Raw genomic sequence first — 19815 nt, 5'->3', positions numbered from 1 at the left:
TCAGCTCCAGGCCTCGCCGGGCCTTGCGATTCCAGTCTTATCGCCGGTTTCCGTCGTCGGGGCCGGCCCGCCGTGGCCAATCTGCTGCAACCCGTTCATCACCGTTTCATGGAGTTGCCGCGCGAGCGGCTCTGCCGCTGTGGCGTCGGTCACCTCAACCGGCGAGTGGAAGATGACCCGGATTTCCGGCGCGGGCTGCTGTAGCAGGCGAATCAGGTGGTGGTGAAAGCTGTCTTCGCCGATGAACGGCGCCAGGTGGTCGGGTTGGCCGTCGCGTAGATAGCCGATGCTGACCGGCTGGACCCGGACCTCCGCGGCGCTGGCCGCGGCTAGCAAGCGACGGTGGAAGGGCAGCACGGTCAGGCCGCTGGTGGTGGTGCCTTCGGGGAAAATAAGCACGGACTGACCGCGACGCAAGGTCCGGCTGATATCCTCGCGACTTTTTGCTGCCTGGCCGGCGCCCCGGTGAATGAACAGGGTGTTGCCCTGGGTGGCCAGCCAGCCAATCAGCGGCCAGCGGGCGACCTCGGCCTTGGACAGGAAGGTGACCGGAAACAGACTGCCCAGAACCGGAATATCAGTCCAGGAAATATGGTTGCACACCACCAGTGCCGGCACGGGGGAGGGTTCACCCCGCTGACGGATCTTCAGCCCCAGGCAGGCACAACAGGCCCTGAAGCAGCGTCTTGACCAGGGCGCGCGGTCAATGCGGTCACCGCGGATCCGTTCGGCGATGCCGAGACAGAGCGCCAGCAGGGTTGTTGCCAGCAGGAACAGGACAAAGAGCGTCAGTCTGACGGATAACCGCAGTGTACCCATGGCTGTGGCCTCTTCGGTACCGCTCAGATTTGAGCCGGGGCGCCAGGATCCTGACGCATGAAATGGCGGCTGTATCGTGCCGCCAGTTTATTCACCTCCAGCAGGACCAGCAGATCGGCGCAGCGGAACTCGGGGTCCCAGCACGGCTCGCCGCAGACCCGTGCGCCCAGCCGCATGTAAGCCTTGATCAGTGCCGGTACCTCCATCGCCCGCTCGTCACTGCCGGCGTCGGTCAGGTGGGGCAGTTCCCGTTTCGGTATAACCCGGAAGGCGTCGGCGGCGAGGTATTCCCGTTGCAGGAAGCGTGCAATCTTCCAGGCCTTGTGGCCGCCGTCGGCCATGCCGATGCTGGCGCAGCCAATCAGATAGTCTACCCGGTGCAGTACCAGGTACTCCGCAAGCGCAGCCCACAGCAGGCTGATGGTGGCGCCATTGCGGTAGTCGGGGTGGACGCAGGTGCGGCCGAGCTCGGCAACGGTGCCAGGCAGGCTGTGAATGCGGGACAGGTCGAACTCACCTTCCGAGTAGAATCCTCCGCCCTGGCGGGCGGCGTCATCGCGCAATACCCGTGTGGTGGCCACGAGTTCGCCGCTGCCGGCGTCGGTTACCATCAGATGGTCGCAAATCGGGTCAAACTGGTCGGCATCAATGCCGGGTGTGGTGGCTCCGAGATCTGATCCGTACTCTTCGGAAAAAACCCGGTAACGCAGGCGCTGGGCAGCCTGCACCATTTCCCGGTCGCGGGTGATGGCCGTGGTGAGGCGGCGGGCCGGGCGGCTGACACGGGCGGTTTGAGCGGTCATGGCAATGTCCCTTGATGTCGGTTTAGAGACAAGGCTATGAACCGGGTGTGACAGCGAAGTGACCTGTCAGTGACGAGTCTGTGACAGAGGGCCCGGATGGGAGGATCCTGTGACACTTGTCACGGGGTGTAACGAACAGGCTGTTCCATGTATATTTCTGAATAGCATGTATAATTGCTGTTACAGGGCGTTGCCTGTATCGTCATGACAACCGGACAAGCGGCAGACAGTCCGGTTGCCAGCGCTCCGGGTCAAGCGTTCCGGATTAATGGGAACACGACACTTGGTAAAACAAAATCAGAGATGGACGGCGTGGAACAGACGAACGAAAGTTGGCGAATTCTCATCGTTGAAGACGACGAGCGGCTGGCAGACCTCACCAGGGAATACCTGGAAAACAATGGTCTGACCGTCTCCCTCGAGACCCATGGCGGTCATGCCGTCGAGCGGATCCGTAACGAGCAGCCAGACCTGGTGGTGCTGGATCTGATGCTCCCGGGAGAGGACGGCTTGTCTATTTGTCGCCGTGTCCGGCCTTTCTACACCGGTCCGATCATTATGCTGACCGCAAGGACCGACGACCTTGATCAGGTTCTTGGCCTGGAAATGGGCGCCGATGACTATATTGGCAAGCCGGTTCAGCCGCGGGTCCTGCTGGCACGCATCCGCGCCCTGCTGCGGCGGGTTGCGGAAACCGGTCAGGGCAGTGGCGAGCAGCCGTCCGGTGATGAGCCTGTCCGGCTGCAGTTCAATGACCTGGTAGTTGACCGATCCATGCGGGAAGCCTGGCTGGACGAGCAGAGTATTGATCTTACCAGTGCCGAGTTTGACCTGCTCTGGCTGCTCGCCAGCAATGCCGGCCGGGTGTTGAGCCGTGAAGAGATTTTCACCGCCCTGCGGGGCATCGAGTACGACGGCCAGGACCGCTCCATTGATGTGCGAGTGTCGAGGATCAGGCCCAAGATCGGCGATGATCCGGTCCACCCCAAGCGGATCAAGACCGTCCGCAGCAAAGGCTACCTGTTTGTAAAGGAAGCCTGATCAATCTGATACCTTCGCCGGCTCCGGGGCCGGCGTTGACCGCCAGGGTTTCCCCATGTCCCTGAAGTTTTTCCTGAAGCAGTACGTCCGCCTGGTTGCCCTGACGGGTCTGGTATTGGCGCTGTGTGCCGGCTTGTTCGCGGGGGTCAGCTCGGTGCGCGGCCATTATTGGCAGGAGCATTTTCCTGCGCCGCTGATGCGCTGGCTGGCGGCAGTTCCGCAGCCCGCCGAGCAGTACCACTGGCTCGCGTCACTGTATGATTTCCGGGTAGCCGACCGTGCCGAACTGGCATTGTCGCCGGTCATCGCCGAACGCCTGTCCTATGGCCAGGTGGTGGCACAAGCAACCGGTCTCGGCCAGCGAATTCTGGTTCGCAATGACGTCGGTGAAATCCTCGAGATCCATTTTCGCGATACCTACCGGGATGTGGCCGAGGCCCTGGCGTTGATTTCGGCCTGGCACCTTAACGATGTGCTGCCCGGGCAACGGGACGATGCCATGGCCGAGATGTCGGAGCACTTCGGGGTCGGCCTCCGGCGTCTGGAGGATCCTGCACGGCTGCCATCCGCGGAGGTGCTGCAGCGGGTCATGGATCGCGGCATTGCCTTCCATCGGGCGGGGCCCGGAGGTCCGGGAGGCGCACTGATCCGGTTGCAGGATGGCACCCTGGTCAGCCTTGATCTGCCACCGCCGTTCAATCGCTGGTCCTGGCCGGTGCTGCTGATGTTGGTGCTGGTCGCCGGCGGCATCCTTGCGGCTGCGCTGTTCCTGTTGCTGCGGGACGTCGACCAGAACCTCAGGGCCGTCGAGTCGGTGGCCATGCGAATCGCCAGGGGTGAGATGGGGGCAAGGGTCGAGGCCGGTGAGGGAGCGCTGGTGGCGCGGCTGGCAGATGCGTTCAATGGCATGGCAGAACACATCCAGCGGCTGGTGGGGGTGCAGCGTGAAATGATCCACGCCGTGTCCCATGAGCTGCGTACGCCCGTTGCGAGGATTCGCTTTGGGGTCCAGATGCTCGAAAGTTGTAAGGACCAGGCCAGCCTGCAAAAACAGCTTGATGGCATTGATGGAGACATCCAGGAACTGGATGAGCTGATTGACGAGATACTTACCTATGCCCGGCTGGAGCAGGGAGGGCCGGTGTTCAACCTGCAGGAGGCCTCGGTAACGGATATTGTTCGCCAGGTGGTCAGTGAGCAGCAGCTGATCCGCCCCGAGGTGAGCATCGAAGCCGAGATAGCCGCCGATTCTGAACCCTGGGCGCTCTCGGACATCGAGCCGAGGTATATCCATCGGGCCATTCAGAACCTGGTCGGCAATGCGGCCCGTTATGCCAACAGCAACGTGCGGGTTTATTGCCACATTGACGAGGACACCTGTCGGGTGGACGTCGAAGATGATGGCCCGGGCGTGCCGGAGCAGGACTGGGAAAAAGTGTTTACCGCCTTTGCCCGGCTCGACGACAGCCGTACCCGCACCTCGGGTGGCTATGGTCTGGGCCTGTCCATTGTTCGCCGTATTCTGTTCTGGCATCGCGGCCAGGCGTTTGTCAGCCGTAGTCCACGCCTGGGCGGGGCCCGCTTCAGCCTGGTGTGGCCGAGAAAAAAGCTCGACGATTCAATTATGTGACGCAGGTCTCACCACCTCACGTAGTGTTACAAGGCGACACACAACGCCTACTGAACCGGCGGCTCCGGTTGGCGATACTGCACGGGTAAGGGATGACTTTTGAGGTTGTAGTTCTTACGAACTTTCCTTGTTTCATTCGTCATTTGAGGGCCGGTATTTTCCGGCCCTTTTTTTTGCTATTTTTTCAGGCCTGACATCCACCCCCGCAGAACAACAACAGGGACCTGCCTGATGCCTACCACGTATTTGCTTGCTATCGACCAGGGAACCACCAGTTCCCGGGCCATTGTGTTTGATCGCCAGGGGGTTATCCGGGCAGTAGCACAGCAGGAATTCCACCAGTATTTCCCGCAGGATGGCTGGGTCGAGCACGATGCCATCGAGATCTGGCAGAGCACCCTGGCGGTTTGCCGTGACGCCATCGCCAAAGCGGGTATCGACGCCGGCCAGCTGGCCGCAGCGGGGATCACCAACCAGCGCGAGACCACGGTGGTGTGGGACCGGATGACCGGCGAGCCGGTGCACCACGCGATTGTCTGGCAGGATCGCCGGACCGCCCAGGTTTGTAGCCAGCTGAAGGCTGCAGGTCATGAAAATACCGTGGTGGAAGCGACCGGGCTGCTGATTGATCCGTATTTTTCGGCCACCAAGATAGCCTGGATCCTGGACCACGTGGAAGGTGCGCGGCGGCGGGCCGAGGCGGGTGAGCTGGCTTTCGGTACGGTTGACAGCTGGCTGCTGTGGAATCTTACCGGAGGCCGGTCTCACCTGACCGATGCGACGAATGCCTCACGTACGGCGTTGTTCAATATCCACCGGCAGTGCTGGGATGACCAGTTGCTGGAGCTGTTCGACGTGCCGCGTGCGCTGCTACCGGACGTGCGGGATTCGGCAGCGGACTTCGGCGAAGTCATACCGGAGTTGTTGGGTGCCGCGGTGCGGGTGGCGGGAATTGCCGGTGACCAGCACGCCGCGCTGGTGGGGCAGGCCTGCTTTACGCCGGGCATGGCCAAGAGCACCTACGGTACCGGTTGTTTCATGATGCTCAACACCGGTGACCGGGCGGTGCGCTCAGAAAACCGCTTGCTGACCACCATGGCCTATCGCCTTGAGGGTAAGCCCTGTTACGCGATGGAAGGCAGTATCTTTGTGGCCGGCGCGGCGATGCAGTGGTTGCGGGATGGTTTGCGACTGATCACTCATGCCAGCGAGTCGTCCGCCCATGCCGAGGCGGTAGGCGTGGATAACGCGGTCTATCTGGTGCCGGCGTTTACCGGGCTCGGCGCGCCACACTGGGATCCCCATGCCCGGGGCGCCATCATGGGGCTGACCCGGGATACCGGGATTGCCGAGATCGTTACCGCGGGGCTGCAATCTGTCTGTTATCAGACCAAGGACCTGGTCCGCGCCATCCAGAACGACGGAGCACGGCTGGAATCACTGCGGGTTGATGGCGGGATGGTGGTAAACGACTGGCTGATGCAGTTTCTTGCCGATATTCTCAACGTGCCGGTAGACCGGCCACAGGTCACCGAAACTACAGCACTCGGGGTGGCCTATCTGGCGGGCCTGCAGGTGGGCGTCTATGGCGGGCTTGATGACATTACCGCATTATGGGCCCGTGAGCGCCGCTTTACCCCGGCGATGAAGCCGGCGTTAAGGGAGTCCCTGTACGCCGGCTGGCTGGACGCCGTAGAGCGCGTCTGCAATCACTGAGCCTGCGGGTTCAGGTGCGCTCGAAGGCGATCAGGTGGTCGGCCTCGACCCGGATGGGTACCGCTTCGCCGAGGTGAAAGTCGAGGTGGCTGCGGAACAGGGTTTCGAACTCGGTTTCTTCCGACATACGGAAGCGATAGAGAGTCGAGGTACCGGCAAAGGTTTTCTCCACCACTCGCGGCTTCAACCCTGATTCGGGATCGTAGACGATGTCGTCCGGGCGGATGAGTACATCCACCAGGGTGCCGTTCTGCCACTTGTAGGCCCGGTTGCCACGGATGACCCCCAGTTCTGACTGAATGGTGTCCGGCCCCAGAACCGTGCCCGGAATGAAGCCTCCCTGACCGACAAAGCTGGCCACAAAGCGGTTGGCTGGTTCGTGGTAGAGGTTGAAGGGAACATCCCACTGCTGGATTTCGCCGTCCCGCAGCACCGCGACCTGGTCGCACATGGCAAAGGCTTCCTGCTGGTCGTGGGTGACCAGGATCGCGCTGATGCCAAGGGTTTTAAGAATGTCTCTCACATCCAGGCTCAGCCGCCGGCGCAGGTCGGCGTCGAGGTTGGAGAAGGGTTCGTCCAGCAGAATCAGGGTCGGCTCCGGAGCCAGGGCACGGGCCAGTGCTACCCGTTGCTGCTGGCCGCCGGACAATTCGTGGGGATAGCTGTCGGCGAGGTCCTGCAGATGGACCAGCTTCAGCAGTTCCATCACTTTGGTGCGCTTGTCCGGGCCCCGTTCGTTGCGCAGGCCGAAGCCGACGTTATCCGCCACGGTCATGTGGGGGAACAGCGCGTAGTCCTGGAATACCATGCCAATCTTGCGCTTTTCCGGCGCGAGGGTGCGTCCCGGCAGGCTGATGGTATGGGATTGCAGGCAGATTTCGCCGCCGTAAATGGGCAAGAAGCCGGCCAGCGCCCTCAGGATGGTGCTTTTGCCGCACCCGCTGGGGCCCAGCAGGCAGCCGATGTCGCCGTGGCTGAGGGCAAAGCTGATGTCTTTGACAACGGAGCCGTCACCGTAGCCACAGGACAGGTTGTTCACCTCGAGAAGCCAGTCGGTTTTCGGTGTTGCGTTGTCAGTCATGCCGGTTCAGTCCAGTTGGCCGAGGATCAGGAATTCAAGCAGCGCCTTCTGGGCGTGGAGCCGGTTTTCCGCCTCGTCCCAGACCACGGAGCTGGCGTGATCCAGCATGTCCTCGGAAATCTCTTCACCCCGGTGGGCCGGCAGGCAGTGCATGAACAGGGCATCCTTGTCGGCCAGGGCCATCAGCTGCGGATTGATCTGGTAGCTGTGGAAGGCCTTCGTACGGGCCTGCTGTTCGTCTTCCTGGCCCATGGAGGCCCAGACATCGGTCACCAGCAGATGGGCGCCACGGGCGGCTTCGGCGGGGTCGCTGATCACCGATACCCGGTCCCGGTGTCTTTCAACAATGGCGGGATCCGGCTCGTAGCCCTCGGGACAGGCGACGTTGAGGTGAAAGTCGAATTTTTCCGCCGCATTGATATAGGAGTTGCACATGTTGTTGCCATCGCCGATCCAGGCCACAGTGGCGCCGCGGATACTGCCGCGATGTTCGCGGTAGGTCTGCATGTCGGCAAGCAGCTGGCAGGGGTGGAAATCATCAGTCAGTGCGTTGATCACCGGTACCCGGGAGGCGGCGGCAAACCGCTCGACGATGTCATGGGCAAAGGTCCGGATCATCACAGCGTCGACCATGCTGGAAATGACGATGGAGGAATCCTCAATGGGTTCACCGCGACCGAGCTGGGTATCCCGGGGGGACAGGAACAGGGCCGAGCCGCCGAGCTGGAACATTCCGGCTTCAAAGGACACCCGGGTCCGGGTAGAGGATTTCTCGAAGATCATGGCCAGCACCCGGTTTTTCAGGGAGTCGCGGATCTCGCCGTTGTGCCAGCTTTGGCGAAGTTTGCTGGCGTGGACAAGCAGGTCCTCCAGTTCCGCGGTGGACATGTCATTCAGAGTGAGAAAGTGTCTAACTGCCATATCTAAGGCCTTTTACTGAATTGCCTACACGATTCCCCGGGGCCGGTAACCCGAAACGACAACAGGCCGGACTACGGAATTATCCGTACCGGCGATGCAGCAAGCGGGAGCCATCTGAGTGCCTGATGACAGGCAGACCGCCAAGTCTAGCGGGTCGGGCCGGGGATGACAACGCCGGGCGGGCAGGAGCGGATGGATCTGGGACAAGGGCCGCCCCTTGGTGCATAGTGGGCGGGATGTGTACAATAGCGGCAAAGTGTTGCCCGCCGGCAACCCCCGTTCCAAAGAGAGGTAACTGTCCATGGATATCAACGACACCATCAAGAGCCAGCTGGAAGAGAACCCGGTTATCCTGTACATGAAGGGTACACCGCAGGCGCCCCAGTGCGGTTTCTCTGCCAAGACCGTTCAGGCCCTGATGGCTTGCGGCGAGCGCTTTGCCTTTGTAAATATCCTGGACAACCAGGAGCTGCGTGATGCGCTGAAGGTTTACTCCAGCTGGCCCACCTATCCCCAGCTGTACATCAACGGTGAACTGGTTGGTGGTTGCGATATCGTGCTTGAGCTGTCCGAGAGCGGGGAGCTTGCGTCCATGGTCAAGGCTGCTGCCAACAAGCAGGAAGCCTGAGCCATTACGCCCTGCCACCCTCTGGCAGGGCTGGCCGGCAGTGCGGTCCATAACGGGCTGCACCTGCCTGTCGTTGCAGGCTCCTCAGAGCCGCTCTGGTGTATACGTCAGTTTCACCTGAAAACTCTTCCTGTCTTTCACGTCTTCCGGCGGCTCCGGGTACGGGCTTGCGGCCAGCGCGGTGCGGTAAGCAGCACGATCAATGCTGTCGTGGCCGGACGAGCCGATGATGGTGGCCCGGGTCAGGGTTCCGCTTGGTAACAGTTGCAGATCCAGGGTGACGGTTACCGGTTCCGGGAGCGCGCTGACGGCCGCCGCCACGCTATGACCTGCCTGGAACTCGGCGATCCGCTGCACAAGCCGGATGGCGTAGGGATCCTGTTCCGCTGTTCTGGTTGTCAGTTGGTTGAGCCTGTCTTCACCGGGTTCCCGGAGCGGGTGTGGAGTGGCCGTGTCCGCCGGGGTCCGGGATTGCTGTTGAGCGGGCGAGGGCGGCGTCAGTGGCCGTGACGGAGTCTCTGGAGGACGAGACTGTTGCGATTTCGGGGCTGCTGGTGCCGGATTCGCGATCGCCGGATTGGGTGATACCTCAGTGTTGTTTTCTGGTTTGCGATCAGCGGAAGCAGGTGGTGTCGGAATTGCCGGTGCCTGACTGTTGGTGATTGAGGCCGCCGGTGCCGGCAAGCTGGCAGATTGGACGAGGCTGAAGCGCAGGGTGGTACTCGCCAGCTCCTCAGGTTGCCGGACCTCGGGAGCGAGCACCAGCACAAGGGTGTGGACAAGCAAGGCCAGTGAGATGGCCAGTATTAGCCGGTGTTTATCCGGAACGCTGGTCATACGGCCGGGCTCCGGCACGGGCGGGTAAATGGTCGGATAGCGTCACCCCCGGCCCGGCGACAGATAAACCGGGCCCCTGTAAGCCGGTCAGGCGGTCTTGCCTCGCAGGCTCCCCATGACCGCGTCCATTGCCCGGTCAAACAGCGCGCCCTGCTCCAGCAGGGTCAGGCGGCCGCGGCGCATTTCGTGCGCCAGTTCGGTGCGGGTTTTCTCGATCACCTTCAGCCCCATGCGGTTGACGAAGACGAAACAGTCGGCCTCCTCTATGATGGCAGACAGTTTGCAGCGGAAACTGGCCCCGTTGACCAGGCTGAATTCCACCCATTCGCCGATCTCGATGGCATCGATCTGATTGATGTATTCGGCGATCGCCGCATCTTCCAGTTCCTGCTGCCGCTGAACCGCAGTCAGCTGAATCGCTGACGGCTCCTCGATCTCGGGTTCGGCCCGGGTCGGATCATCGGCACGGGCTTCTGCCAGGGCATGGTTGCGGAAGGCCTCGGTCAGTTCGTGTTTAAGTTCCGACATCATTTCGTCGAGGCGTGCAGAGTTGTAGGAGACTTCCTCGAGTCCGGCACGAAGTGCCTTGATCAGCCCCGGCACGACCCTGACCCACTGCTCCCGTTCATCGTCTTCAAGGTGAGGGTGCAGGCACCAGATCAGGTCATCCACCAGCCGTACGCTCTGGGTCCAGCGGTGCTCGATGTCGTCGCGAAGGTAGGCCAGGAACATCACCCGGCTCCAGCCATTCAGGATAATGTCGCGGACGGTATCCGGCACCCGGTGGCGGGACAGCTTCTGCTGCAGCAGCTGGTCGACGGTTTCCTGAGCCTTCTGGGACTTGATCCGGCCCCGTTCGGACTCCCGGGTACGCTGCTCCACAAGAGCGGATTTGCGGTTCTCCCGCGCAAGAAACTGGTCGAACTCGTTGCTCAGGGTTTCGAACAGGGTGGGATCGTCGTCAAATTCGTTGAGGATCCGGAGCACAATGGCGTGAATCTGCTCATAGAGCTTGTCGCGGGCTTTCTCGTCACTGGCGCTCCAGCCGATGCCGGCGCGGGCGAGCGAGTTCAGCAAACGCCGGGCCGGGTGATTGGCCTTGCTGAAGAACGATTTGTCCTTGATGGCTACTTTCAGTACCGGGATCTGGAGCCGGCTGATCAGCACCTGAATTGGAGCTGACAGGTTGTAGTCCTCGAGAATGAACTCGAACAACATGGACACCAGATTGATGAGGTCTTCATCAACCTCCGTCAGTGCCGGTGTCTTGCCGTCACTGGTTTTGTTTTCCCGGAGCAGTCTGGCGACGGCCTCGCGCAGGTCGATCACCACCGGATCACCGGCGCTGAGGTTGCCCGCTGGCGCACTGGCCTGCAACTGTGGCAGGGCCCCGAGCAGATTGACCAGCTCGGCATCACCGATGATATGAATATTCGGGTCGCCGACCCGGCCCGGTGCTCCCGACAGGGTGCGCTGGCCCGCCAGCAACTGGCGGATCTGTTCGAAGAAGGCGTCGTCTCCACGATAGTTCGTCGTGGGTGCTGTGGAGGATGCCGTGGAGGGTGCGGTCGCGCTTCCGGGCTGGCCGCCAGTGGACAGGCCGACGGTCTCGGCTTTCTGGCGGGCCTGTTCGCCCGATTTGCCGTGATAACGGAAGTTGGGGACGATTCCTGCCTGGATGAGGATGCGGTTGGCTTCGTCCAGTAGCATGCCCAGGTTGGACACAACGTAGCGGTCAAACTGTTTGAGGACGATCAGCCGTTCCCGGATCTGGATGTCGAGAGCTTCGGCGGCGCTGGCGAAAGCATTACACAGATGTTCCGGTGCCATGGGGTTGACCGGAGCGTCTTCACTTTCGCCCGGGTAGGCAACGCTGAAGCGGGTTTGCAGTTGTATCAGGGGGCTCTGGAAGTGGGCGCGGGCCTTGCTGATCATCGCGTTCAGCGCAACCTGTTCTTCCAGTTCGTCGTTCTGTACCAGTGAGAGGCTGTCGGCCGTCGGTTGCCGGACTGGCGCAGCGACGCTGGTCTCCTGGCCGGAGCGGGGAGGCTGGTTGAACAGCTTGACGACAGCGCTCTGGAATTGCTTCTCGACACCTTTGCGCTTGATGCGGATCTCCCGCATGGCTTCAAAGTAGCGGTTCTGCTCGTTGTTGCTGCGGGCATTGTTGGCAAGCTCGAACAACGAATCATCCACTGCATCGAACGCACCCTGGAGCAGATCGCCCAACCCGGCCACGACGGTATCCCTGATCCGGACGACTTCACCCGGAAGGCCTGGCGGTGTGGGTGCCCCCATGCGCTCGCCAATGAAATGTATGCCGGACTGCTTGTTCATGGCCGACTCCCTATTGTGCCTTAACCGGATACATAACCGAGCTTACCGCGTTCATTCTGATAATCAGCGTAATTTACCGTAAATTGGCCCGGGGTAACATGACCATCTACTAATAATAATAACCTTTCCTGTAAACAATTGTAGGGCAGCGCGTACGCTGCCCTCCGTCAAACCGCTGTGCTCCGGCGTCCGCGCTCAGCTGACGTAAACCGGTCCGATGCCCATGCTCCAGATCACTACGCTGATGGCCAAAAGTCCGACAAACATCACTAATCCCACCGTCAGCACTGAAGAGGCGAACATGAAACCGCGATCTTCGGGGATCTTCATCAGAATGGGCAGGCCTTCATAGAGCAGATATACCGCATAGGCTATGGCGGCAAGCCCGACCAGCATGTTCACCCAGATGTTGGGATAGACTGCAATCACACCGAGCAGAAAAACGGGAGTGGCGGTATAGGCTGCCAGCGTCACGCCGCGCGGTGTCCGTTCCCTGACTTCGTAGGTGGCGGCAAAAAAATCAATGAAACGGCCAATGATATAGATGCCGGCGAGCATCGCGGCATAGAACAGTGCACTCAATTGGAGGGCGCTGGCGGCAGTCAGTCGAATCACCTGGCCATCACCTATCTGCCAGCCCACCTGGGTGCTGCCGTAAAAGGCCGCCGCGGCCGGGATGAGGGCGAGGATCAACACATGGCCGAAGTAGAGCTTGCCGACCGATTCCGATTCGTTGCGAATAGCTTCCCATTCCCTGTCGGGATGGGTTAACAAGCCAAGGGTGTGTGTCAGGCTCATGGATGGTACTCCCGTTGTTGTTATTGAAATCTCCTCTTTCAGTGTTGTAACGGGGGGGCGTACGGTCAAGGAAGCGGTTAAATTTTGATCTTTCTAGGAAGGGTGTGCCTAGAACGGATTGATATAACGCAAGCGCGATCCTGAGGTGGTAAAACCGGGGAGGGGTCAGGCCCCGGTTTTGCGCTTTTTCCGTTTCAGGGGGTGAACAATGGCGGCCTTGACCACGTTGTCCTTGATTTGCAGGACTTCGATCCGGTGCCCCTTTACCTTCAGGCAGACGTTGGTTTCCGGGATGCTTTCCAGGGTTTCGGTGATCAGGCCATTTAGGGTCTTCGGTCCGTCGGTGGGCAGCTTCCAGCCGAGGGATTTGTTGATTGTTCGCAGTGCGGCGGCGCCATCGACAATAAAAGTGCCGTCGTCCTGGGGAATGATGTCCGGGCTGGTGGCCGCGTAGTCGGTGGTGAACTCGCCAACGATTTCCTCCAGGATGTCCTCCAGGGTGGCAAGGCCAAGGACGTCGCCATACTCATCCACCACGATGCCGAAGCGGCGCCGGGATTTCTGGAAGTTGATCAGCTGGGTATTCAGAGGGGTGCTTTCCGGGATGAAGTAAGGCTCCTGGCACAGTTGCATCAGCGCCGCCTTGTTGGTTTCCTCCTGCATCAGCAGCTTGGAGCTGTTGCGCAGGTGCATAACGCCCTGGATGTTGTTGATGTCGCCCTTATAGACCGGGAGCCGGGTGTGCTGGCTGCTGCGAAGCTGGCGAAGGATGGTGTCCAGGTCGTCGTCGAGATCGATGCCAACCACTTCATTGCGGGGCACCATGATGTCATTGACGGTGACCATTTCCAGGTCGAGGATGCTTACCAGCATATCCTTGTGCTTGGTGGGAATCAGTGCGCCGGCTTCATTGACCAGTGTTCGCAGTTCCTCGCGGCTGAGGTGGTCGGCCGTGGCATCCTTGGCGGATACCCGCAGAATCTTCAGGATAGCTCCGGTAAACAGATTGACCGCCCACACCAGGGGATAAAGGATCTTGATCATCGGGCCAAGGATGTGGCTGGCGGGAAAGGCAATTTTTTCCGGAAACAGTGCCGCGAGCGTTTTCGGGGTCACCTCGGCAAAAATCAGGATCACGATGGTCAGCAGCACGGTGGCAATGGCGATCCCGGCATCGCCCCATACTCTGATGGCAATAACCGTGGCGATCGATGAAGCCAGGATGTTGACGAAGTTGTTGCCAATCAGGATCACGCCAATTAACTGGTCGGTGCGCTCCAGCAGGTTCTGCGCTCGTCTGGCACCTTTGTGGCCGGTTTTGGCCATGTGTTTCAGACGGTACCGGTTCAGAGACATCATGCCGGTTTCTGAGCTGGAGAAAAATGCGGAGAGCAGAATCAGGCCGACGAGGGTTGCGAACAGCGCAGTAAGCGATGTCTCGTTCAAGAAGGGGTGTCCTTATGTTGCGGGTAAGTCAGGAAAATAAGAGGTGGGGGCCGGCACTGTCAAGTGCCGCTGCCCTGACTCAGCCGCCGCGTTGGAAGATCAGCTCGAGTACAAATTTGCTGCCATAGAACGCCAGCATGAGCAGGGCGCACCCTGCCAGAGTCCAGCGGCTGGCGGTTATGCCGCGCCAGCCGCGGGTATAGCGGCCGATCAGCAGGGCGACAAAGACGGCCAGGGACAACAGGGAGAAAACGGTTTTGTGGGCCAGGTCCTGGGCAAACAGGTCGTCGACGAACAGCGCGCCGGTAATGACGGCCAGCACCAGCAACACCACGCCGGCCCAGACCAGTTCGAACAGCACCGACTCCATGGTCTGTAACGGGGGCAGGTTGCGCACCAGCAGGCTGTTGTAGTTGTGTTTGAGCTGACGGTTCTGGATGTACAGCAACACCGCCTGGGCTGCTGCCAGGGTGAACAGGCTGTAGGCGGTGATCGACAGGGTGATGTGGGAAAGCAGGCCGAAACTGCTGTCCGGAATGAACCGCGCCGGGGTATGGGTGATCAGGGCTGTGACAATACTGAGCCCGGCAATCGGGTAGATGGCAAGAATCAGATTCTGCAGCGGTTTGCGCAGGTTCAGTGCAAGCAGTAGCAGGACCACCAGCCAGGAAATCAGTACTGAGATCTGGAAGAAGCCCAGGTTGAACGCGCCGTCCTGGTAAACCAGTTGCCAGAGCAGCAGGCCGTGGCTGGTCAGTGCCAGGAGGCCGATGAGGGTGGTGACTGCAACGCTCGTCTGGACCCGTCCCCGAAAGCGAAGGGCTTGCAGGCAGGTCCCGACGCTGTAAAGAAAGAGGGTGGTAACCGCAAGAATGAGCGTTCCCATGGCATCCTTTTTGACTTGCTGGGCAGAAAAAACAGACGGTTATTAACCGATTTGACCGGGTTGGTCGTTTCAGGGCGATAGTCTGGTTATAATGTCGCGATTGTGCAACCGGAATCAACCGGTTCCCTGTTTCATGCACCCAAAATATTCGGGGTACGGAAGACCAACATGTTCGAGAACCTGCAAGAACGACTCTCCGGCAGCCTGCGCAAGATCTCAGGTCAGGCGCGGCTTACCGATGACAACATCAAGGACACCCTGCGCGAAGTGCGCATGGCCCTGCTGGAGGCCGACGTTGCGCTTCCGGTGGTCAAAGACTTTATCGAAGGTGTCCGGCAGCGCGCGGTGGGCCAGGAGGTTCAGCGCAGCCTGACTCCGGGCCAGGTGTTCGTGAAGGTCGTCCAGCAGGAGCTGGAGCGGGTGATGGGCGAGGGTAATCAGTCCCTCAACCTGGCGGTTCAGCCCCCGGCGGTGATCATGATGGCCGGTCTGCAAGGTGCTGGTAAGACCACGACCGTGGCCAAGCTTGCCCGGCTGCTCAAGGAACGGCAGAAGAAATCGGTGATGGTGGTCAGTGCGGACATCTACCGTCCGGCCGCCATCAAGCAGCTGGAAACCCTGGCGAGCGAAGTGGGGGTGGTGTTCCATCCCAGTTCCGCAGATCAGGATCCGGTTGCTATTGCCGAGGGGGCGATTGACGCGGCGCGCAAGAAGCACATTGATGTGGTGATTCTCGATACCGCCGGTCGCCTGCATGTCGATCAGCAGATGATGGGCGAGATTGGCCGTTTGCACCAGGCGGTCAAGCCGGTGGAAACCCTGTTCGTGGTCGATGCCATGACCGGGCAGGACGCCGCCAACACCGCCAAGGCGTTCAACGATGCATTGCCGCTGACCGGTGTGGTGCTGACCAAGACCGATGGTGACGCCAGGGGCGGTGCCGCGTTGTCGGTGCGCCATATCACCGGCAAGCCGATCAAGTTCCTCGGGGTGGGCGAGAAGACCGAAGCGCTGGAGCCGTTCTACCCGGATCGCGTGGCGTCGCGGATCCTCGGTATGGGCGACGTGCTGTCGCTGATCGAGGAGGCAGAGCGCAAGCTGGACCAGAAGAAGGCACAGAAGCTCACCACCAAGATCAAGAAGGGTAAGAGCTTCGATCTGGAGGATTTTCGCGACCAGTTGCAGCAGATGAAGAATATGGGTGGTATCGGTGGCTTGCTCGACAAGTTGCCGGGCATGGGGCAGATGAAGCAGCTCGCCCAGCAGCAGGTCAATGACAAGTCGATGGGGCAGATGGAAGCCATCATCTGTTCCATGACTCCCAAGGAGCGTCGCTATCCCGACGTCATCAACAATTCGCGCAAGCGCCGGATCGCTGCCGGGTCGGGTACCCAGATTCAGGACGTGAACCGTCTGCTCAAGCAGCACAAGCAGATGCAGAAGATGATGAAAAAATTCGGCAAAAAAGGCGGCATGTCTAATATGATGCGCGGTCTTGGTGGTATGATGCCGCCCGGCGGCGGTGGCGGAATGCCCCCGTTTGGCCGTATGTAGAAAGCCGTATGCAGAAAACAGGCTTTCGCTCAGATTCCCTGTTTTCTTCGGCGCTTTTTTAGAATAGAATAGCGCCCCTTTCGAGTATGGGTCTTCACGCCAGCCAATGTCTGGCGGGTGTGAATCGTACAAAGTTCGTACAACAGAACAGGATATTGGTTAAATGGTAACAATCCGTTTGGCTCGTGGCGGCTCCAAGAAGCGCCCGTTCTACCACCTGACAGTCACTGACAGCCGCAAGGCCCGCGACGGTCGTTTCATCGAGCGCGTTGGTTTCTTCAACCCGATCGCCCGTGGCCAGGAAGAGCGTCTGCGCGTTGATCGTGATCGCGTTAACTACTGGCTGGGCCTGGGCGCTCAAACCAGTGATCGCGTTGCCCAGCTGCTGAAAGGCGCTGAGTAATCACGTTTTGACACCGGGGTTCGGGGCATGACACAGCATCCGCAGGAAACTGTGATTGGCCGGATTACCTCGGTGTTTGGGGTCAAGGGGTGGCTCAAGGTCTTCTCCTATACTGACCCGAAAGACGGAATACTGAACTACCGTGACTGGACTTTGGTTCATGACGGGAAGCGTATTCCGGCCAGGCTTGAGGAAGGTCGCCGGCAAGGCCAGGGGATCGTCGTCAGGCTTAAAGGTATTGACGATCGTGATGTCGCACTGACCTATAGCGGTGCGGAAATTCGCGTCCCGACCGAGGAGTTGCCAGCACTGCCCGAGGGTGAGTACTACTGGCATCAACTGGAAGGGCTCGAAGTGTTTACGGTCGACGGTGAGTGCTTTGGCTTCGTTCACCACCTCGTGGAGACCGGCGCTAACGATGTGCTGGTGGTCAGGGCCAGTGAGTCCTCCATTGATCAGCGCGAGCGGCTGATTCCCTATCTTCCGGACCAGGTGGTGCGGGAGGTGGATCTGGCGGCCAATCGTTTGGTGGTGGACTGGGATCCGGAGTTCTGACGGGTGTGGATTGGCGCAGTCAGTCTGTTCCCGGAGATGTTCGGTGCGGTAACGGATTACGGGATAACCGGCAGGGCAGTTCGTGACGGTCTGTTGACCTTCAGGAGCTGGAACCCGCGGGATTATACCCACGACCGTCACCGTACGGTGGATGACCGGCCTTATGGCGGCGGTCCCGGCATGCTGATGAAAATCCAGCCGCTGCGGGATGCGATCCATGCGGCTCGGGAAGCGGCACCCGGAAAAGCCTGTGTAGTTTATCTTTCGCCTCAGGGTGAAACGCTGAATCAGTCGGTCGTGGAGTCGCTTGCAGCGGCAGAGCGGCTGATTCTGGTGGCAGGCCGGTACGAAGGTGTTGATGAGCGCCTGATCGCCACAGAAGTCGATCGGGAGGTGTCGCTGGGTGACTTTGTGTTGTCCGGCGGCGAGCTGGCAGCCATGGCTGTCATTGATGCGGTTACACGCCTCATCCCCGGAGCGCTGGGTCATGCGCAGTCGGCAGAGCAGGATTCCTTTGCCGACGGTTTGCTGGATTGTCCGCACTACACCCGGCCCGAAGTGTATGAAGGTCAGGCGGTGCCGGATGTTTTATTAGGCGGTCATCATGATCAGATCCGGCGTTGGCGGCTCAAGCAGTCGCTGAGGCGAACCCGGGAGCGACGCCCCGACCTGCTGGAGAAGCGGGTGTTTACGGACGAAGAGCGTGTGCTGCTGGAAGAGATTTTGAACGAACCGGGTGCCTCTGAATCATCAGGGCATTAAAAGATTGGGTATCAGGAGCATTACGATGAGCGGCAAGAACAACATCATCAGTCAGATTGAAGCGGAACAGATGACCAAGGAAATCCCTGCGTTCGCGCCGGGTGATACCGTGGTTGTTCAGGTTCGCGTTACCGAAGGCAACCGTGAGCGTCTGCAGGCGTTCGAGGGTGTGGTTATCGGCAAGCGCAACCGTGGTATGAACTCCTCTTTCACTGTTCGTAAGATTTCTTACGGCGTGGGTGTTGAGCGTACCTTCCAGTCCTTCTCCAAGCTGATTGACAGCATCAGCGTCAAGCGTCGCGGCGACGTTCGCCAGGCCAAGCTGTACTACCTGCGTGACCTGTCTGGTAAGGCAGCCCGCATCAAGGAAAAGCTGGGCTGATCTTTGCCCTTCGGGCATCGATCTTGCGCGGATTCCTGAAGCGCGGACCGCAGTACGCATGACAATGCGAAAAAAGGCAGCCTCAACAGGCTGCCTTTTTTGTTTATGCCCGCCAGGTGGGGCGGATTGGGTGCGTGGTGCTGGCATAGGTTCTGGTAGAGCAGGTTGCGAGAGAGGTGGTGATGGGGCCGGTTGATAACGCCAGGCAACCGTTGCGGGCCGCGGATGAGGATGTCATCCGTCGTTTCTGCGATGCGATCTGGCTGGAAGATGGCCTCGGCGAGAAAACCCGCATGGCCTACCGTAGTGATCTGGAAAAGCTGGCGGGCTGGCTGGTGGTTCAGCCCGGCCGGCCATTGCTGGCCGCTGCCCGGCGCACGGATCTGCTGAACTGGATTTCGCGGGGGCTGGCTGAAGGGCAGAAGGCATCCACGGCCGCGCGGCGCCTGTCGGGCATCCGCCGGTTCTATCGCTACCTGTTGCGGGAGGGGGTGATCGCTGAAGATCCCACCCTGCGAATTGACAGTCCGCGTCTGCCGCGCCGGTTGCCGGATACGCTGTCAGAGGAGGATGTCGAGCGGTTGCTGGCGGAGCCCGACACCGCCATCCCCCTCGAGCTGCGGGACCGGGCCATGTTGGAAATTCTCTACGGCTGTGGCTTGCGGGTTTCGGAGTTGGTGGGCTTGCGGATCGACCAGGTCAATCTTCGCCAGGGAGTTGTGCGGATTACCGGCAAGGGTGACAAGGAACGGCTGGTGCCGCTGGGGGAAGAGGCGGTGGACTGGTTGCTTCGCTACGTCAAAGAAGCCAGGGCGGAGCTGTTGCGGGGCAAGCCCAGCGATGCCCTGTTTCCCGGTAACCGGGCGGAGGCGATGACCCGCCAGGCTTTCTGGTATCGAATTCGCCACTACGCCGTCAGTGCGGGAATCCGCAAGCATCTGTCGCCGCATACCCTGCGCCATGCGTTTGCGACCCACCTGCTGAACCACGGTGCGGACTTGCGGGTTGTGCAGATGCTGCTGGGGCATGCGGATCTGTCAACGACCCAGATTTATACCCACGTTGCCCGGCAGCGCCTGCAGTCACTGCACCAGGCTCATCACCCGCGGGGCTGACCGGAGGTAACGGGTTTGTCTCCGGCGCCGGAATAGGGGACTATGAGCAGCCCTGGTCGCTGAACTTTTCCGGTCGGCAAATGTCGCAAAAGATCAGCCAT

The 19815-nt window shown here is 60.4% G+C and carries 19 protein-coding genes; 10 read left to right on the top strand and 9 right to left on the bottom strand.

Annotation, left to right across the window (positions count from 1 at the left end):
• Window positions 1–819, bottom strand: coding sequence for a lysophospholipid acyltransferase family protein (locus tag CLH61_RS11260; RefSeq protein ID WP_099614834.1), 819 nt, complete (start codon window positions 817–819; stop codon window positions 1–3).
• A gap of 23 nt (window positions 820–842) precedes the next feature.
• The gene (locus tag CLH61_RS11255; RefSeq protein ID WP_099614833.1) at window positions 843–1622 is read right to left on the bottom strand and encodes a GNAT family N-acetyltransferase; all 780 of its coding nucleotides are present in this window, start codon (window positions 1620–1622) and stop codon (window positions 843–845) included.
• 303 nt (window positions 1623–1925) lie between these two features.
• On the opposite strand from CLH61_RS11255, the gene CLH61_RS11250 reads away from it, so the two are divergent.
• The 3 genes from CLH61_RS11250 to glpK all read left to right on the top strand — a co-directional run bounded on the left by CLH61_RS11250 (window position 1926) and on the right by glpK (window position 6009).
• Window positions 1926–2663, top strand: coding sequence for a response regulator (locus tag CLH61_RS11250; protein ID WP_099614832.1), 738 nt, complete (start codon window positions 1926–1928; stop codon window positions 2661–2663).
• A gap of 55 nt (window positions 2664–2718) precedes the next feature.
• Window positions 2719–4293 carry an ATP-binding protein gene (locus CLH61_RS11245; RefSeq protein ID WP_099614831.1) on the top strand — a complete coding sequence of 525 codons (1575 nt, stop codon included), beginning with the start codon at window positions 2719–2721 and terminating at the stop codon, window positions 4291–4293.
• A gap of 231 nt (window positions 4294–4524) precedes the next feature.
• Complete coding sequence (gene glpK, locus CLH61_RS11240; protein ID WP_099614830.1) at window positions 4525–6009, top strand: glycerol kinase GlpK; 1485 nt, start codon at window positions 4525–4527, stop codon at window positions 6007–6009.
• A 10-nt stretch (window positions 6010–6019) separates the two neighbouring features.
• Here the strand turns inward: glpK and CLH61_RS11235 are convergent, their stop codons facing one another.
• Window positions 6020–7090, bottom strand: a complete 1071-nt coding sequence (locus tag CLH61_RS11235) for an ABC transporter ATP-binding protein (RefSeq protein ID WP_099614829.1) — start codon at window positions 7088–7090, stop codon at window positions 6020–6022.
• Window positions 7091–7096: 6 nt separating this feature from the next.
• Window positions 7097–8011, bottom strand: a complete 915-nt coding sequence (gene argF, locus CLH61_RS11230) for an ornithine carbamoyltransferase (RefSeq protein ID WP_099614828.1) — start codon at window positions 8009–8011, stop codon at window positions 7097–7099.
• A gap of 301 nt (window positions 8012–8312) precedes the next feature.
• Between argF and grxD the strand changes: the two genes are divergently transcribed.
• Complete coding sequence (gene grxD, locus CLH61_RS11225; protein WP_099614827.1) at window positions 8313–8639, top strand: Grx4 family monothiol glutaredoxin; 327 nt, start codon at window positions 8313–8315, stop codon at window positions 8637–8639.
• Window positions 8640–8723: 84 nt separating this feature from the next.
• Here grxD and CLH61_RS11220 read toward each other — a convergent pair whose 3' ends face one another.
• The 5 genes from CLH61_RS11220 to CLH61_RS11200 all read right to left on the bottom strand — a co-directional run bounded on the left by CLH61_RS11220 (window position 8724) and on the right by CLH61_RS11200 (window position 14943).
• On the bottom strand, window positions 8724–9476 hold the full coding sequence (locus tag CLH61_RS11220; protein ID WP_099614826.1) for an energy transducer TonB family protein: 753 nt from the start codon (window positions 9474–9476) through the stop codon (window positions 8724–8726).
• A gap of 87 nt (window positions 9477–9563) precedes the next feature.
• Window positions 9564–11813 carry a DUF1631 domain-containing protein gene (locus tag CLH61_RS11215; protein WP_099614825.1) on the bottom strand — a complete coding sequence of 750 codons (2250 nt, stop codon included), beginning with the start codon at window positions 11811–11813 and terminating at the stop codon, window positions 9564–9566.
• Between the two features lie 195 nt (window positions 11814–12008).
• The gene (locus CLH61_RS11210) at window positions 12009–12611 is read right to left on the bottom strand and encodes a Yip1 family protein (protein WP_099614824.1); all 603 of its coding nucleotides are present in this window, start codon (window positions 12609–12611) and stop codon (window positions 12009–12011) included.
• Between the two features lie 165 nt (window positions 12612–12776).
• Window positions 12777–14057, bottom strand: coding sequence for an HlyC/CorC family transporter (locus tag CLH61_RS11205; protein ID WP_099614823.1), 1281 nt, complete (start codon window positions 14055–14057; stop codon window positions 12777–12779).
• 79 nt (window positions 14058–14136) lie between these two features.
• On the bottom strand, window positions 14137–14943 hold the full coding sequence (locus CLH61_RS11200) for a cytochrome C assembly family protein (RefSeq protein ID WP_099614822.1): 807 nt from the start codon (window positions 14941–14943) through the stop codon (window positions 14137–14139).
• A 168-nt stretch (window positions 14944–15111) separates the two neighbouring features.
• Here CLH61_RS11200 and ffh point away from each other — a divergent pair, with 168 nt between their 5' ends.
• The 6 genes from ffh to xerD all read left to right on the top strand — a co-directional run bounded on the left by ffh (window position 15112) and on the right by xerD (window position 19714).
• Window positions 15112–16497, top strand: coding sequence for a signal recognition particle protein (ffh, locus tag CLH61_RS11195; protein ID WP_099614821.1), 1386 nt, complete (start codon window positions 15112–15114; stop codon window positions 16495–16497).
• A gap of 163 nt (window positions 16498–16660) precedes the next feature.
• Window positions 16661–16900, top strand: a complete 240-nt coding sequence (gene rpsP, locus CLH61_RS11190; RefSeq protein WP_099614820.1) for a 30S ribosomal protein S16 — start codon at window positions 16661–16663, stop codon at window positions 16898–16900.
• 27 nt (window positions 16901–16927) lie between these two features.
• On the top strand, window positions 16928–17455 hold the full coding sequence (rimM, locus tag CLH61_RS11185; RefSeq protein WP_099614819.1) for a ribosome maturation factor RimM: 528 nt from the start codon (window positions 16928–16930) through the stop codon (window positions 17453–17455).
• Between the two features lie 3 nt (window positions 17456–17458).
• The gene (gene trmD / locus CLH61_RS11180) at window positions 17459–18217 is read left to right on the top strand and encodes a tRNA (guanosine(37)-N1)-methyltransferase TrmD (protein WP_099614818.1); all 759 of its coding nucleotides are present in this window, start codon (window positions 17459–17461) and stop codon (window positions 18215–18217) included.
• Between the two features lie 25 nt (window positions 18218–18242).
• Window positions 18243–18599, top strand: coding sequence for a 50S ribosomal protein L19 (gene rplS / locus CLH61_RS11175; protein WP_099614817.1), 357 nt, complete (start codon window positions 18243–18245; stop codon window positions 18597–18599).
• A gap of 182 nt (window positions 18600–18781) precedes the next feature.
• On the top strand, window positions 18782–19714 hold the full coding sequence (gene xerD / locus CLH61_RS11170) for a site-specific tyrosine recombinase XerD (RefSeq protein WP_211289104.1): 933 nt from the start codon (window positions 18782–18784) through the stop codon (window positions 19712–19714).
• Window positions 19715–19815 lie beyond the last annotated feature (101 nt).

Source organism: Marinobacter profundi, from assembly GCF_002744715.1.
GTDB lineage: Bacteria > Pseudomonadota > Gammaproteobacteria > Pseudomonadales > Oleiphilaceae > Marinobacter > Marinobacter profundi.
The sequence above is the reverse complement of the archived record's forward strand: the minus strand, read 5'-3'. Positions and strand labels throughout refer to the sequence as shown.